This window comes from Bacillus salipaludis, from assembly GCF_030938565.1.
Taxonomy (GTDB): Bacteria; Bacillota; Bacilli; order Bacillales; family Cytobacillaceae; genus Neobacillus; species Neobacillus salipaludis_A.
Genome location: NZ_JAVGVR010000001.1, coordinates 2,580,505 through 2,594,864 on the forward strand (window position 1 = coordinate 2,580,505; position 14,360 = coordinate 2,594,864).

Consider the following 14,360-nt stretch of genomic DNA (forward strand, 5'->3'; position numbering starts at 1 on the left):
GGAATGAAGAGAAATATTATTTGGCATCAATCGGCTGTAACAAAATCAGACCGGCATCAGTTGAATGGCCATAAAAGTTGCGTGCTTTGGTTTACCGGATTATCAGGTGCAGGAAAATCAACATTGGCAAATGCGGTCGATTATGCCTTGTTTCAACATGGGATTAAAAGTTATGTATTGGATGGGGACAATGTCCGTCACGGGTTGAATCGGGATTTAAGCTTTCGTGAAGAGGATCGAAAGGAAAATATTCGCAGAGTCGGGGAAGTCTCGAAGCTTTTTGTAGATAGCGGTCATATCGTTTCCTCTGCATTTATTTCTCCCTTTCGCTGTGATCGGGCGCTTGTCCGCAGCATGTTTGAGAACGGCGAATTTATCGAAATTTTTTTAAAATGTCCAATACATGTCTGTGAGAATCGGGATCCTAAAGGATTATATAAAAAGGCGCGAAACGGTGAAATTCCTGATTTTACTGGAATTTCGTCACCATATGAAAGCCCCGATCGTCCAGAAATCTTAATTGAAACGGATCGCTATACGATTGAGGAATCAGTAAACAAAATTCTATTTGTTTTAAAAGAGAGGAAGATCCTTTAATCAGGCTTCTTCTTATTTTTTTCTCCAATTTGCCGTGAAAATATTTATTTTTTGCAGCTTTAACGTATAAATATAGTCGATAATATTCGTCGAGAAAAATTGACAAATAATTGCGTAAATGACGATTTTATAATCAATCACAAGCGCAGTTAAGATAAAAATCATCAGGTTTATCCCCATCATCACTTTTCCCGGACTCCATTTCTTGTAGTTGGCAATCATTAGGGCCGGGATTACCATTCCTCCGCTCGATGCCCCTGCCCGGATAAGTAGTCCAACACCAATTCCAAAAAAAATACTTCCTGCTGCTAAATCAAAAACGATATTGATATGGGGAAGTAAAAATTTAGTGGTCAGGATTCCGACGGTTGTTGAAGTGGTTGCAACAGCTAGAATGGTGCGTAAAGTCCAGGTATAACCGAAATAGTTTAAAGCAAATAGTAAAAAAACAATATTAGCAAGCCATAATGAAAAACCAAGCGATAAATGAAACCAGTGATTCATCAAAATAGCCAGGCCTGCCGCACCGCCGGAGGGGATAGAGTGTGGAAATAAAAACAGGGACATAGACATTCCCTGGAGGGTGGCTCCAACCAGTAAACAAAAAAAGGTAAGGATTTTTTTTTTCATGGTTGTTGATAATTTTCTTCAATATGTATAGTAATTAATGCCACTTTTAATCCCCCCATAACTGCTCTCCTTGTCCATTTTATGAGGTTTGGAAGTAGATTATGAAGTAACTTTTATAGATATTTTCCAATTAACCAAAAGCATTTTTAAGCGGAGGGATGCTAACTCTATCCTAAAGACGCTTAAATAATTCGTAAACGAAAGGAATTGAGTAGATGTCTGCATCCAAATCATTTCAACCCGGACAAATTGTCTATGTAATTATTCGAAACCCCCACGCTCAGGATGTGGCAAATGTCCAAGAAGCAGCAGTTGTCCAAAATCCCGAATCACCTGAGGAGCTATCGCTTTTTCTCTATGAAACCTATTATCCTTTAACCGATGAAGTGGCCGCTTATCAAACCGCAGACGAGGCGGAAACAGCTTACCGTGAAGCCTTTGGAATCTCGGCAGAAACGGAGACTTATTTTGGTTAAGTCTATTGTTCTCCAACTCGTCTACATAGAACACTTTACATGACGAAGGAATCCAGAAGGGTTCCTTTTTCGCTTTGTTTAAAATAGTTGACGAAACCATTTTAAATATGTTATTAAATTATGTGTTAGCACTCCTGATAATAGAGTGCTAAAATAATGATATAATTGGCAATATACCCCTTGAAAGGAGCAATTTTGATGGAAACCAAACAATTTCAGGCTGAATCGAAAAGATTATTAGATATGATGATTCATTCCATCTATACACAAAAAGAAATCTTTCTAAGAGAGTTAATTTCAAATTCCAGTGATGCAATAGATAAAATCTATTATAAATCATTAACAGATGATAATTTAACTTTTGATAATGACCGCTACTACATAAAAGTAGCCGCTGATAAAGAGAATCGACTGCTCAAAATTACAGATACCGGTATTGGGATGACAGCGGAAGAGCTTGAGAATAATCTTGGAACGATTGCCAAAAGCGGTTCATTAGCCTTTAAAACGGAAAATGAATCAAAGGATGGCCATGATATTATTGGACAATTTGGTGTTGGCTTTTATGCTGCTTTCATGGTTGCTGATGTTGTAACAGTCATCAGTAAGGCCTTAGGCAGCGACCAAGCGTATAAATGGGAATCAAAAGGTGCGGAAGGATACACCATTGTCCCAGTTGATAAAGATGAAGTTGGGACTGAAATTATTTTAAAAATCAAAGAAAATAGCGAAGATGAGAATTACGATGAATTTTTAGAAGAATACCGCCTAAAATCCATCATTAAAAAATATTCAGACTTTATCCGCTATCCGATTAAAATGGATGTGACCTCAAGAAAGCTTAAAGAGGGCAGTGAAGATGAATATGAGGATGATGTAGAGGAACAAGTGATCAACAGTATGGTTCCAATTTGGCGTAAAAATAAAAGCCAGTTAACGGATGAAGATTATCAGAATTTTTATTCCGAAAAACATTACGGCTTTGACAAACCGCTTAAACATATCCATATTAGTGTAGACGGGGCTGTAAGATATAATGCAATTTTATATATTCCGGAGAAAACCCCATTTGATTTTTACTCACCGGAATATGAAAAGGGCTTAGAGCTATATTCAAATGGCGTGTTAATCATGAACAAATGTGCTGATTTGCTCCCGGACTATTTCAGTTTTGTTAAAGGAATGGTGGATTCTGAGGATCTATCGCTTAACATTTCTAGAGAAATGCTTCAGCACGATCGTCAGCTTAAGCTAATTGCAAAAAATATAAATAAGAAAATTAAGAGTGAACTGCAAAGCTTATTAAAGAATGAACGTGAAAAATATGAAGAATTCTATAAGTCCTTCGGCAGACAATTAAAATTTGGTGTGTATAGTGATTACGGCATGCACAAAGAAGAATTGCAGGATTTATTATTATTCCACTCTTCTAAAGAGAAGAAAATGGTGACCTTAGATGAGTATGTATTGAGAATGCCTGAGGACCAAAAATATATTTATTATGCATCTGGTGAAACCATTGATAGAATTGATAAGCTGCCACAAACTGAATTAGTTGCAGATAAGGGCTATGAAATTCTCTACTTCACTGATGATATCGATGAATTTGCCATCAAGATGTTAATGGCTTACAAGGACAAAGAATTCAAATCGGTTTCTAGTGGTGATTTAGGAATTGAATCTGATAAGGATAAAAATAACACCGAATCAGAGGAAAAGGAAAATAAAGAGCTATTTGAAGCGATGAAAAAAATCTTAGCTGACAAGGTGAAAGATGTTCGGATATCAAAACGGTTGAAGAGCCATCCTGTTTGCATCACAAGTGACGGGGAAATCACCTTGGAAATGGAAAAAATTCTAAAATCGATGCCAGGTAACCAAAATGTAAAGGCTGACAGAATTTTAGAAATCAATGTTCAACATGAGGTATTTACTTCACTCAAAGAAGCTTTTGAAAAGGATCAAGAGAAACTATCGCTATATACTAATCTTTTGTATAATCAAGCATTGCTTATTGAAGGGCTTCAGGTTCCTGATCCTGTAGAATTTACAAATGATATTTGTAAAATTATGGTATAACTAAAGGGGAGCTGTCATGATGGCAGCTCTTTTTTTAGCATTTTTACATTTCCTGATGCATGGTAATGAAAATAATTAAAGATCTCCAGCTGATAGCCTGTACCATTTGGAACCGTAAAGGTATAGTTAATACCTTCCTCACCTGAGTCCCCGTAGAAAGTTACACTATCAAAATATTCAATTGAAGTGCCTAACTTGGTGATTTTAACGATTGAATACTTAATGGGTGAGTACTCATCGTGAGTGGTTTGAATTCCATGAATCGTAATGGTTTCATCATGGACGGCAAACTTTGAACTGAAGAAAAACGGAACAGCTATCCCGAGGCCCCATTTTAATCCCCCATCTTCTTCCTTGTCCTTTTTAAATCCCCCCTTGAAAAGCTTGTATAATCTGCGAAAGTACGACCCTTCCTCTCCCATTGGTCTCTCTCCCTGATTGAAATTAAAGCTATTATATTATTTGCATCCAATAAGAGAAAAGGAACGGCATTGTCCCATTCTTGTCCAAAATTTTTCCATCCTGCCCATTTTTAGACAAGTTGCTTCCATTCAATTAGAACAAGCATATGATGTTTAGTGCAAAAACCATTGAATCGGAGCGTTTTAACTATTCTATTGAAAGAGGCTGACAGTATTTATGGAGGGAGAAATATGTTTACAATCGAACAAATACAGGTAAGCCATTTTTTGTTCGCAATGGGCTGCCTGCTGGCGTTAGCGCATATTCTTGGCTACCTTTGTGAGCGGATCTATATTCCGAGGGTAATTGGGGAAGTTGGAGCGGGAATTATCCTTGGACCAAGTTTATTAGGCTATTTTTACCCTCAAGCATATCAATGGCTGTTTCACGGATTTCCATTGGAGGATCAATTATTCGGGCTCATTTATCAAATCGGTTTAATTCTTTTGATGTTCGTGTCAGGATTAAAATTTCATACTGAATTTGAGAAGGATGATTTAAAAATCACCTCTGCTATTACGATTGGTTCCAGTGTTCTTCCGTTTATTATTGGATGGTTGGTTACAAGTTTTATCGACTTGAATAAATTTGTGGGTGCAGCTAATGATTTGCTTGCACTTAAATTAATCGTTTGTATTTCGATTGCAGTCACTTCAATCCCTGTTATTTCTAAAATTTTTATTGATCTTGGAATTATGAAAACAAGGTTTGCAAAACTCGTTGTTATTATTGCCGGACTGCACGATATCCTTCTTTGGGTGGTATTAGGTGTAGCGACAAATCTTGTTGCCCATCATAGCAACCAATTATCCTATAGTGATGTTCTTTTAAGTATTGGAACGACTTGTTTGTTCTTATTGGGAATTCTCTTTGTGCTAAGAGTGCTTTTTAAACATTTAACCATGAATGACAGAAACATATTTTTCCAATCTTCAAACCTCGGTTATGTTTTAGTGATTCTTTTTATCGCTTGTGTACTTGCTTATTTTTTTCACGTCGAAACCATCTTCGGTGCCTTGCTGGTCGGGATTGCGGCAAAGCTTTATCTTCCGGAAACGGTCTCTGAGAAGATCGAAGAAGGCGTTTCTAATTTATCCTTTTCTTGGTTTGTGCCCGTTTATTTTGCAACAGTTGGGCTTCAATTAGATTTAGCCAAGTCATTTGATATTTATTTCTTTATCCAGTACTTATTAATTGCAACCTTTATTCAAATGACCATTGTTTACTTTACCTGCCGATTAATTAAGCTTAATTCTCTGACAAGTTTAAACTTTGGCTTCGCTATGAATGCAAGGGGAGGCCCAGGAATTGTTTTATCGACAGTGGCTTTCATGTCAGGGATTATAAATCAGGAGTTTTTTGCGATACTAGTTATGCTTGCCCTTGTTACTTCCTGGATGACAGGAACTTGGCTTAGATTTGTAATTAAAAACAAATGGGATTTAATGTGACAAATGAATAAATTTCATACTCTTACACAAGATATAAAAAACTAAAGGAGTGTGAGAGTATGAAAAAAATAGTTCTCTTACTGGTTTTACTATTCCCAATCAGTTTTGGCAGTTTTCAGTTTGCCCATGCGAAAGTAATGGGGGAACTGCGAGCCGAAAATAAGGTGATCTCTGAAAAAGAAGCAGGGGATATTGCTTTAACAAAAGTAAAAGGTGAAATTGTTAAGGTTGTCCTAGAAGAGGATGATGGAAGATCCGTTTACGAAGTAAAAATTAAAAGTGCAGGCATTTTTTATGAAGTTGAAATCGATGCGAAGACAGGTAAAGTTTTAGAGGTAGAAAAAGAAGGGGCATCTAACGGTGATGATGATCGTCATCATGGTGACGATGACCACGGTCATGACCACGACGACGATGGACCTGGTGACGACGATCAGGGAGAAGACTAATAGAAATTTTAAAAAAGCTGCACGTCATAATTGATGTGCCGTTTTTTATATTGAGAAAATTACTTATAGGAGAAAATTAATGATAAAAAAATACGTAAGTCTTATATTTTTTCTCTTTTGTTTTATCGCCGCCGGATACCATGCCAATGCAGAAAAGGATTATGAAAAAAAGGATAACGAGTTAGAAAAAGTGATGCCTCTGCCTAATAAGGAAAAGGAAAGCGAATTAGATGAAAAAAATAATTCCGAAAAAGAATCAGATGGTGAAAAAAAAGATAGTGAAAAATGGGATTCGGATTTAACTTGTACAAAGGATATTAAATATACTTTGGCACAAAAGCAGAGTCTCGACCAAATTTATCATCGTATTTATATGGATTATATCAGCCTGATTGAAACATATGCCTGGGCAGGTGCCCTTACCCAAGATGAAAAAAATCTACGCTATAACATGTTAAGAAACTACATACTTACCTTTCAAAAAAGAAACTACAAATGGTGCAGTGAATTCGAGGAAGATGAATGGGAAGAGGAATGGTTTAACAGTGATAATGATTAAGAAATATTTAAGGGACAATTCAAAATAAGGATGGTCCCTTAAATAGAGCAACATTTTTGACATGATTACCTTTTATTACGTAAGCTTAATGAGTTGTAGCATACAAGTATTTAGTTGAAGGGGAGGAAATAGCTGTGAAACTAGTAGCAATCGTTGGAAGTATTCGGAAGGAATCGTATAATCTTAAGTTGGCGAAATATGTGCAAAGAACTTATAAGGACCGCTTTGACCTTGAAATTTTAAATATTCGTGACCTTCCTCATTATGATCAGGATATCGAATTAAACCCGCCGCAGGTGGTATTTGATTTTAAGAAGAAAGTTGCTGAAGCAGATGCCGTTCTTTGGGTTACTCCGGAATATAATTATTCGATTCCAGGGGTATTAAAGAATGCAATGGATTGGTTATCACGGGTGGATAAAGTAATGATTGGTAAACCATCTTGGATCATGGGTGCAACAATGGGGACGCTCGGAACTGTTCGTGCTCAGAACCATTTGCGTGATATTCTCTTCTGCCCGGGTATTGGTTCACTACTAATCCCAGGAAATGAAGTCTATGTTGCCCAGGTCCACGAAAAAATAGATCAGGATGGAAACCTTACCCACGAACCTACCATTAAATTTTTGGATCAGGTGGTAAATAACTTTATTCAGTGGTTTAACCAACAAAAACAACTTTGTGCCACAAAATAACTTTAAAAACCAACACCGTTGAACGGTGTTGGTTTTTATTTGGTTATTTTTTCAAAATAATGGAAAATGAATAATTTGTCCTATTTTTGATTCTGACCCATATACATATAGAGGGCTTGTTTTTTTATATAAAAAATGGGGAGGGTCAACATTGAAGTTAAAGAAATCTTTAGCGTTATTGTTAACGGGAGGATTGGCGGCAAGTTTATTTTTAGCAGGCTGTAGCTCAAAGTCAGGTGACGACGGAAAAAGTAGTTCGAATTTGATCAAAATTGCCACACAAACACCACTTTCAGGTGGAAGTGCGACCATTGGGGAGGCCATTAAACTGGGTGCCCAGCTTAAATTAGACGAAGAAAAGGCAAAGTTTAAAGAATTAGGCTATAATCTGCAGCTAGTTCCTTATGATGATCAAGGAGATCCGAAAAAAGGAGTGGCGAATGCCCAATTAATTGGTGCCGATAAATCAATTTTAGCAGTTGTCGGTCACTTTAACTCAGGGGTTGCGATTCCATCATCTGAGGTCTATGAAAAATATGCGATCCCTATGGTATCACCTGCCAATTCTGCAGTTGAAGTAACGAGCAGAGGATTAAAAACGGTCAACCGAATTGTAGCCCGTGATGATTTCCAGGGACCTGCCGGTGCCGAATATGCAGTGAATACCTTACATGCGAAGAAAATCTTTATTGTTCAAGATAAAACAGCTTATGGAACAGGTCTAGCTGAAGCCTTCAAGAAAGCTGCAGAAGAAAAAGGCGCGCAAATTCTTGGCTTTGAAGGAATTACCGTTGGTGAAAAAGATTTTAATGGAGTCCTTAACCAAATTGTCTCCAAAAAACCGGACCTCGTTTATTTTGGCGGAATCTATGCTGAAGGCGGTTTGTTAATCAAACAAGCACGTGAAAAAGGCATCAATGTTCCATTCATGGGCGGGGATGGACTGGATGCGTCCACACTTGTTGAAATTGCTGGTGACGCGATTAAAAATACTTATATTACTTCACTTGCAGGGGATTCAACGAAATCTCCAGAAGGTCAAAAGTTTATCGAAACCTATAAAGCCAAATTTAATAAGAATACAGAGTCCTATTCCGTGTATGGTTATGACACGATGGGCGTAGTTTTAAAAGGAATTGAGGATGCGATTAAATCCAATAACAACAAATTGCCAACTCGTGAGCAAGTAAGAGATGCAGTCCGTGGTGTCCAGGATTATCAAGGTGTGTTAACGAAGGTTAGCTTTGATGATATCGGGGACAACAAATATGCAAAAGTGTTTATTTATAGCTTTAAAGAAGCAAAATATCCGGCAGAATTTGTTGGTGAAGTGAGTAAATAAGGGGTAACAGATTGAAAAGGGTACACTTTAGAGGGAGAGTACCCTTTTTCTTCTATATTTTGGGACAAGGAGGTTTACTATGCTGAATGAAATAGTCCAGACAATTCCGCAGGTGCTGATTGATGGACTTACGTTAGGGGCAGTTTATGCTGTTATTGCATTAGGTTACACAATGGTTTATGGGATATTGGAATTAATTAATTTTGCACACGGGGAAATCTTTATGTCAGGTGCTTTTATGGGAACAGCCATTTTACTCGTTTTTACAGGAATGGGCTGGGTTTCTGCCGTACCGTCCATTGTAATGCTAATTACGGCACTTCTTTTAACAGCACTATTAACGGGATTACTAGGAATGGGGATTGAACGAGTTGCCTATCGGCCGCTCAGAAATGCACCACGGCTAATTCCGTTGATTACGGCAATTGGGATTTCCTTTTTATTGCAGGATATTGTGAGATTCATAGCTGAATTGAAAAAGGGAAATTATATTGTAACTGGTCCAAGTATGTTTACCCACCAGCTATCGATCAAGGCTTCATCGATTAGTTCTATGTTTAATGATGCGAATATTAAAACTTCTTTTGTGATTGTCATTGTCACGGCTGTGATCATGATGATTGGGCTTGACTTATTTGTCAATCGTACAAAATGGGGTATGGCGATGAGGGCAGTTGCGCAGGATCGTGAAACTGCTTCCTTAATGACGATTAACGTAAATAAAGTGATTTCAATGACCTTTTTTATCGGTTCCGCCCTTGGTGGGGCCACAGGTGTTTTATTTGCTGTGCAATACGGGACAATTGACCCCTATATTGGCTTTATCCTTGGTTTAAAAGCATTTACTGCTGCAGTTTTAGGTGGTATAGGAAATATCCGCGGTGCGATGCTCGGTGGTTTATTGCTGGGGGTCCTAGAAATGTTTGCATCTGCCAATTTAACGCTGCTTTCCGGTGGTGTCTTCGGGGCAGAATATAAAGACGTTTTTGCGTTTATCATTTTAATCATCGTATTACTGTTTAAACCGGAAGGCCTATTAGGCAAGCCGGTCACTGAGAAAGTGTAGGTGAGAAGATGAAAACTTTATGGAACAACTATAAAAATAATAAAATCTTCCAGGGAATCTTTCTTCTCGTTTACATTGGCGTTACATCTTTAAGTTTATTTTTAGCTCAAAAGTCAGTTATTGCATTCTTACTACTGCTAACCTCTCTATTACTCTTATATTTTACGAATTTTAAGAATCTCACAAAATGGTTGATTGCAGGGGTTGTATTGGTATTTCTCCTCCCATTTACCGCAAGCAACGGGGATGCGTATCAATCCTATATGGAAGTTGCCACACTGGTTGGAATCTATATTTCCATGGCTCTGGGCTTAAATATTGTCGTCGGAATGGCAGGACTCCTAGATTTAGGGTTTATAGCCTTTTTCGCGGTTGGAGCTTATACGTACGGGATATTTGCCACTGCACAGGCTAATAATTTTATGCCATTTGGGCATTTCCCGCTTCCAGGGGAAAGCTTTTGGTTCTTCATTATCATTGGCTGTTTAGTCGCGGCATTGTTTGGGGTTCTGCTCGGGATCCCGGTTCTTCGCGTAAAAGGGGATTATTTAGCAATTGTTACCCTTGGGTTCGGAGAGATTATCAGAATTATTTTTAATAACCTGGATCGTCCGGTTAATATTACAAATGGTGCCATGGGGCTTGCCTCTGTTACCCCGCCCCGTCTGTTTGGAATTGATTTTCTCTATCCTAGCCAATTTTATTATGTGGTTCTCGTCATTTTGTTGTTTACGATTTTTACCGTTCGCCGTTTCGAACACTCAAAAATTGGCCGTTCTTGGAAGGCTGTTAGGGAAAATGAAATTGCCGCACAGGCGATGGGGGTTCCGTTAGTTCGGACGAAACTGATGGCCTTTGCGATTGGAGCTTCTTTTTCAGGGATGATGGGGGTTGTTTTTGCTGCAAAACAAGCCTTTGTTGACCCCACTAGTTTTACGCTGCTGGAGTCAATTACCATTTTAGTTATGGTTATTTTAGGAGGGATGGGAAGTGTTCCAGGGGTCATTCTCGGTGCAGCCGTAATGACTATACTGAACCTTCAAGTATTAACAGAAGTGACGAATTGGCTGAATCAGTTAAGTTCGACGGGGGTCATTTCGATTCCAGATGCTCTTTCCCCTTCAAAAATGCAACGGCTGATTTTCGGTTTACTGTTAATCCTTTTTGCATTATATCGACCCAAAGGGCTATTGCCTGCTAAAAATCGTAAATATAATGAAAAAGAATTACGAGATGGTAGCAAGGAAACAAAAACTGCGATCACTCCTGATCCATCACAGCTTGAAAAAGCTCAGGAGGTGTAAGGAATGTCCATTTTAGAAGTGAAAAACTTAACGAAAACCTTTGGGGGACTAACCGCGAACAATGATGTATCGATGGCGGTTGAGAAAAATTCGATTACCGCTGTTATTGGTCCGAACGGTGCCGGAAAAACAACTTTTTTCAACATGATTACAGGAGTTTACCAGCCAACTTCTGGTTCAATTTTACTGGAAAATGAAATATTAGTCGGATTAAAACCGCATGAGGTATGTAAAAAGGGAATTGCCAGAACCTTTCAGAATATACGCTTATTTAATGAGATGGCTGTCCTTGAAAATGTTATGGTTGGAATGCATACACATTTAAGGGCAGGACTCTTTGGGATCTTATTTAATCTTCCCGGGATTCGGAAGGAAGAGAAGGTTTCTGAAATAAAGGCCTATCAATTATTGGAATATGTAGGGCTGGCAGATTTGCTAAATGAAAAGGCCTGCAATTTAAGCTACGGGGCACAAAGAAGATTGGAAATTGCAAGGGCTCTTGCTGCAGGTCCAAAGGTACTTTTATTAGATGAACCAGCTGCAGGGATGAATCCAAAGGAAACAAAGGAATTGACCCAGCTGATTAAAAAAATGAGAGATGAATTTAATCTGACCGTCATTTTAATTGAGCATGACATGAAGCTTGTAATGGAAATCTCTGAACATATCGTTGTGCTCGACCACGGGGAAAAAATTGCGGAAGGAAAGCCGGAAGACATTCGGAAAAATCCGAAGGTCATCGAGGCCTACCTTGGGTCAGGTGCCGTTCATGCTGGATAGGGGGAAAGAGATGCTTCAATTAAATAATGTTGAAACCTTTTACGGCGGGATTCAGGCTTTAAAAGGGATTGATGTTTCCGTAAATAAAGGGGAAATCGTCACCCTGATTGGCAGTAATGGAGCCGGAAAATCAACAACTTTAAAATCCATCAGCGGACTGGCGAAAGTAAAGACAGGAAGTATTGTTTATAATGGAACGGATATTTCGAATAAACCTGCACATGAAACAACCCTGTTAGGGATTGCTCATGTTCCCGAAGGCAGACGAATCTTTCCAAGACTTTCGGTAAAGGAAAATCTGTTAATGGGGGCATTTTCAGTTAAAAACAAGAAGGTGATCGAGAAAAGAATGGAGAAGGTGTTTCATTATTTTCCGAAACTAAAAGACCGGCTCGAGCAAAAGGGCGGGACCATGAGTGGCGGTGAACAGCAAATGCTCGCCATTGGAAGAGCCCTAATGATGAAACCCGATTTACTCATGCTAGACGAGCCCTCCATGGGCCTTGCTCCCATCATCGTCGAACAAATCTTCGAAATCATCAAAGAACTCAACGAAGAAGGCATCACCATCCTGCTCGTCGAACAAAATGCCTACCAAGCCCTGCAAGTCGCCCACCGGGGCTACGTCATCCAAACCGGCGAAATCAAACTCCAAGGAAACGGCTATGACCTAATCACAAATGAAGAAGTGAGAGAGGCATACTTAGCTTAAAGGTAAATCGACATAATTCGAGCGGTGCCTGTCACCGCCCGAATTATGTCGATTATTTTTTGTTTTTGGAAAATTCCTGACTTTCATTAAATTTTTACTTTAATTCACTATTAATTTACCACTTTACCAAACTAAAATATCGTAGTATAATTTTTCACGTAATCAATTAGATGAGGTGATTTAGTATGATGATAACAATTAACTATGAATTCCATTCGATGAACTACCACCATCGTTATCATCATCATTCTTGTTGATGTTAACTCTATGACCACTAATGAAACTGCATAATAAATTTGAGAGTAAAACTTACAAGAGAGGAATTACCATCATGGAAAATAAAAAATGGGGATTATGGATTTTAACAACATTTGTTGTTGGGAATATGGTTGGCGGGGGCATTTTCATGCTTCCTAGCAATATGGCGCAAGTGGCTAGCCCTTTTGGCTCAATGGCCGCTTGGGGTATCACGGGTTTAGGCGTATTATTTATCGCACTTGTTTTTGGAAATTTGTCTACTAGAAAACCAGAATTGAAAGCAGGTCCGCAAAGTTATGCGCAAGCGATGTTCTCATCACCGAAGGCGGGACGCATTGCGGGGTATAGCATGGCATGGGGATATTGGGCAGCAAACTGGGCAGCAACTGCCTCAGTCATCATTACATTCGCAGGGTACCTATCCACATTCTTCCCGATTATGCAAAGCTCAAAAGTACTTTTTACTGCAGGATCTTTCTCACTGGAATTGGGTAAATTCATTAACTTCATGGTTTGTACGGTTATGCTATGGGGCATTCAAGCGATTTTATCCAAAAGCTTCAATGACGGCGGTAAATTGAACTTTATCGCAACTGCTGCAAAAGTAATCGGGTTCGCCTTATTCATCGTCATTACTTTGTTTATTTTTGACTCTGCAAACATTGGTAATGGGAAAGAGTTCATTGATAAAGCAGGAAAGTCCGTTTTATTTGGCAGCCAAATCAATTCTGCCGCGATTTTAACCCTATGGGCCTTTATTGGAATTGAGTCAGCGGTGATGTTATCGAATCGGGCAAAGTCACAGAGAGATGTAAAAATGGCAACCATTATTGGTTTAATTATTTCGCTTGTAATCTATATTGGAATCACACTTTTAACAATGGGAGCACTGCCTGTAGAAGCGTTAAAAACTTCACAAAAACCACTAGTAGACGCAATTGGACAAGTAGTTGGTTCAAGCGGCGGAAAAATCATGGCCTTGCTTGCCCTTGTTTCACTATTTGGATCAACTGTCGGCTGGATTGTCGTCAGTTCTGAAGTCCCATATCAGGCGGCAAAAGCTCAATTATTCCCAGCGTTTTTCGCGAAAACGAATAGGAAAGGTAGTCCAATTAATTCATTAACCTTAACAAATATCATGACGCAAATCTTTTTGTTTTCAACGATTTCCGGTACGATTTCTGAAGCCTATAATTTTGTTATTGTCGTCGCAACTCTAGCCTATTTGATTCCTTATTTGGTATCGGCACTCTATCAATTAAAATTAGTCCTTACCGGTGAAACCTATGACACGATTAAGGGTTCCAGGGTGAGGGATGGTGTGATCACTGTTTTAGCCTTGGTTTATTCACTCTGGGTAATCAAAACCGGAACAGCTGACATGAAAACATTCTTTTTAGGAATTGGATTATTTGTAGTGGGTTTGGTTTTATATCCGTTTGTGATGAAGGAACGGAATGTGATGGAAAAAGTAAAGGAAACAAAAGCAGCTTAATAATA

General features: G+C 38.6%; 15 protein-coding genes. 13 read left to right on the top strand and 2 right to left on the bottom strand.

The window, feature by feature from the left end; translation table 11 throughout:
• The first annotated feature begins 3 nt into the window (after nt 1-3).
• Nucleotides 4-597: an adenylyl-sulfate kinase gene (gene cysC, locus RCG21_RS12725; RefSeq protein ID WP_308913225.1), complete on the top strand. Its 594-nt coding sequence runs from the start codon at nt 4-6 to the stop codon at nt 595-597.
• A gap of 12 nt (nt 598-609) precedes the next feature.
• Here the strand turns inward: cysC and RCG21_RS12730 are convergent, their stop codons facing one another.
• Nucleotides 610-1,227, bottom strand: coding sequence for a YitT family protein (locus RCG21_RS12730; RefSeq protein WP_133333680.1), 618 nt, complete (start codon nt 1,225-1,227; stop codon nt 610-612).
• A 215-nt stretch (nt 1,228-1,442) separates the two neighbouring features.
• On the opposite strand from RCG21_RS12730, the gene RCG21_RS12735 reads away from it, so the two are divergent.
• Both RCG21_RS12735 and htpG read left to right on the top strand, forming a co-directional pair.
• The gene (locus tag RCG21_RS12735; protein ID WP_308913226.1) at nt 1,443-1,703 is read left to right on the top strand and encodes a transcriptional regulator SplA domain-containing protein; all 261 of its coding nucleotides are present in this window, start codon (nt 1,443-1,445) and stop codon (nt 1,701-1,703) included.
• 198 nt (nt 1,704-1,901) lie between these two features.
• Nucleotides 1,902-3,782: a molecular chaperone HtpG gene (gene htpG / locus RCG21_RS12740; RefSeq protein WP_133333678.1), complete on the top strand. Its 1,881-nt coding sequence runs from the start codon at nt 1,902-1,904 to the stop codon at nt 3,780-3,782.
• 14 nt (nt 3,783-3,796) lie between these two features.
• Here htpG and RCG21_RS12745 read toward each other — a convergent pair whose 3' ends face one another.
• Nucleotides 3,797-4,204 (bottom strand): hypothetical protein, encoded by a 408-nt coding sequence (locus RCG21_RS12745; RefSeq protein ID WP_133333677.1) that lies wholly within the window; start codon nt 4,202-4,204, stop codon nt 3,797-3,799.
• Between the two features lie 231 nt (nt 4,205-4,435).
• On the opposite strand from RCG21_RS12745, the gene RCG21_RS12750 reads away from it, so the two are divergent.
• From RCG21_RS12750 to RCG21_RS12795, 10 genes are all read left to right on the top strand, one after another.
• Complete coding sequence (locus RCG21_RS12750; RefSeq protein ID WP_133333676.1) at nt 4,436-5,695, top strand: cation:proton antiporter; 1,260 nt, start codon at nt 4,436-4,438, stop codon at nt 5,693-5,695.
• 59 nt (nt 5,696-5,754) lie between these two features.
• The gene (locus RCG21_RS12755; RefSeq protein WP_133333675.1) at nt 5,755-6,144 is read left to right on the top strand and encodes a PepSY domain-containing protein; all 390 of its coding nucleotides are present in this window, start codon (nt 5,755-5,757) and stop codon (nt 6,142-6,144) included.
• A gap of 79 nt (nt 6,145-6,223) precedes the next feature.
• Nucleotides 6,224-6,703 (top strand): DUF2680 domain-containing protein, encoded by a 480-nt coding sequence (locus RCG21_RS12760; protein ID WP_208025330.1) that lies wholly within the window; start codon nt 6,224-6,226, stop codon nt 6,701-6,703.
• Between the two features lie 134 nt (nt 6,704-6,837).
• A complete protein-coding gene (locus RCG21_RS12765; RefSeq protein WP_133333674.1) occupies nt 6,838-7,398 on the top strand; it encodes an NADPH-dependent FMN reductase in 561 nt (186 codons plus the stop codon).
• Between the two features lie 151 nt (nt 7,399-7,549).
• Nucleotides 7,550-8,740, top strand: coding sequence for a branched-chain amino acid ABC transporter substrate-binding protein (locus RCG21_RS12770; RefSeq protein WP_133333673.1), 1,191 nt, complete (start codon nt 7,550-7,552; stop codon nt 8,738-8,740).
• Between the two features lie 79 nt (nt 8,741-8,819).
• Nucleotides 8,820-9,806 carry a branched-chain amino acid ABC transporter permease gene (locus tag RCG21_RS12775; RefSeq protein ID WP_308913227.1) on the top strand — a complete coding sequence of 329 codons (987 nt, stop codon included), beginning with the start codon at nt 8,820-8,822 and terminating at the stop codon, nt 9,804-9,806.
• An 8-nt stretch (nt 9,807-9,814) separates the two neighbouring features.
• Complete coding sequence (locus RCG21_RS12780; protein ID WP_133333671.1) at nt 9,815-11,110, top strand: branched-chain amino acid ABC transporter permease; 1,296 nt, start codon at nt 9,815-9,817, stop codon at nt 11,108-11,110.
• 3 nt (nt 11,111-11,113) lie between these two features.
• Complete coding sequence (locus RCG21_RS12785) at nt 11,114-11,890, top strand: ABC transporter ATP-binding protein (protein WP_133333670.1); 777 nt, start codon at nt 11,114-11,116, stop codon at nt 11,888-11,890.
• A 10-nt stretch (nt 11,891-11,900) separates the two neighbouring features.
• Entirely contained in the window at nt 11,901-12,602 is a 702-nt protein-coding gene (locus tag RCG21_RS12790; protein ID WP_133333669.1) for an ABC transporter ATP-binding protein, read from the top strand.
• Nucleotides 12,603-12,933: 331 nt separating this feature from the next.
• On the top strand, nt 12,934-14,355 hold the full coding sequence (locus RCG21_RS12795; RefSeq protein WP_133333668.1) for an amino acid permease: 1,422 nt from the start codon (nt 12,934-12,936) through the stop codon (nt 14,353-14,355).
• Nucleotides 14,356-14,360 lie beyond the last annotated feature (5 nt).

Coding starts and splice junctions, on each gene's coding strand:
- cysC (WP_308913225.1), top strand. CDS start 4: ATGAAGAGAAATATTATTTGGCATCAATCGGCTGTAACAAAATCAGAC.
- RCG21_RS12730 (WP_133333680.1), bottom strand. CDS start 1,227: ATGAAAAAAAAAATCCTTACCTTTTTTTGTTTACTGGTTGGAGCCACC.
- RCG21_RS12735 (WP_308913226.1), top strand. CDS start 1,443: ATGTCTGCATCCAAATCATTTCAACCCGGACAAATTGTCTATGTAATT.
- htpG (WP_133333678.1), top strand. CDS start 1,902: ATGGAAACCAAACAATTTCAGGCTGAATCGAAAAGATTATTAGATATG.
- RCG21_RS12745 (WP_133333677.1), bottom strand. CDS start 4,204: ATGGGAGAGGAAGGGTCGTACTTTCGCAGATTATACAAGCTTTTCAAG.
- RCG21_RS12750 (WP_133333676.1), top strand. CDS start 4,436: ATGTTTACAATCGAACAAATACAGGTAAGCCATTTTTTGTTCGCAATG.
- RCG21_RS12755 (WP_133333675.1), top strand. CDS start 5,755: ATGAAAAAAATAGTTCTCTTACTGGTTTTACTATTCCCAATCAGTTTT.
- RCG21_RS12760 (WP_208025330.1), top strand. CDS start 6,224: ATGATAAAAAAATACGTAAGTCTTATATTTTTTCTCTTTTGTTTTATC.
- RCG21_RS12775 (WP_308913227.1), top strand. CDS start 8,820: ATGCTGAATGAAATAGTCCAGACAATTCCGCAGGTGCTGATTGATGGA.
- RCG21_RS12780 (WP_133333671.1), top strand. CDS start 9,815: ATGAAAACTTTATGGAACAACTATAAAAATAATAAAATCTTCCAGGGA.
- RCG21_RS12785 (WP_133333670.1), top strand. CDS start 11,114: ATGTCCATTTTAGAAGTGAAAAACTTAACGAAAACCTTTGGGGGACTA.
- RCG21_RS12790 (WP_133333669.1), top strand. CDS start 11,901: ATGCTTCAATTAAATAATGTTGAAACCTTTTACGGCGGGATTCAGGCT.
- RCG21_RS12795 (WP_133333668.1), top strand. CDS start 12,934: ATGGAAAATAAAAAATGGGGATTATGGATTTTAACAACATTTGTTGTT.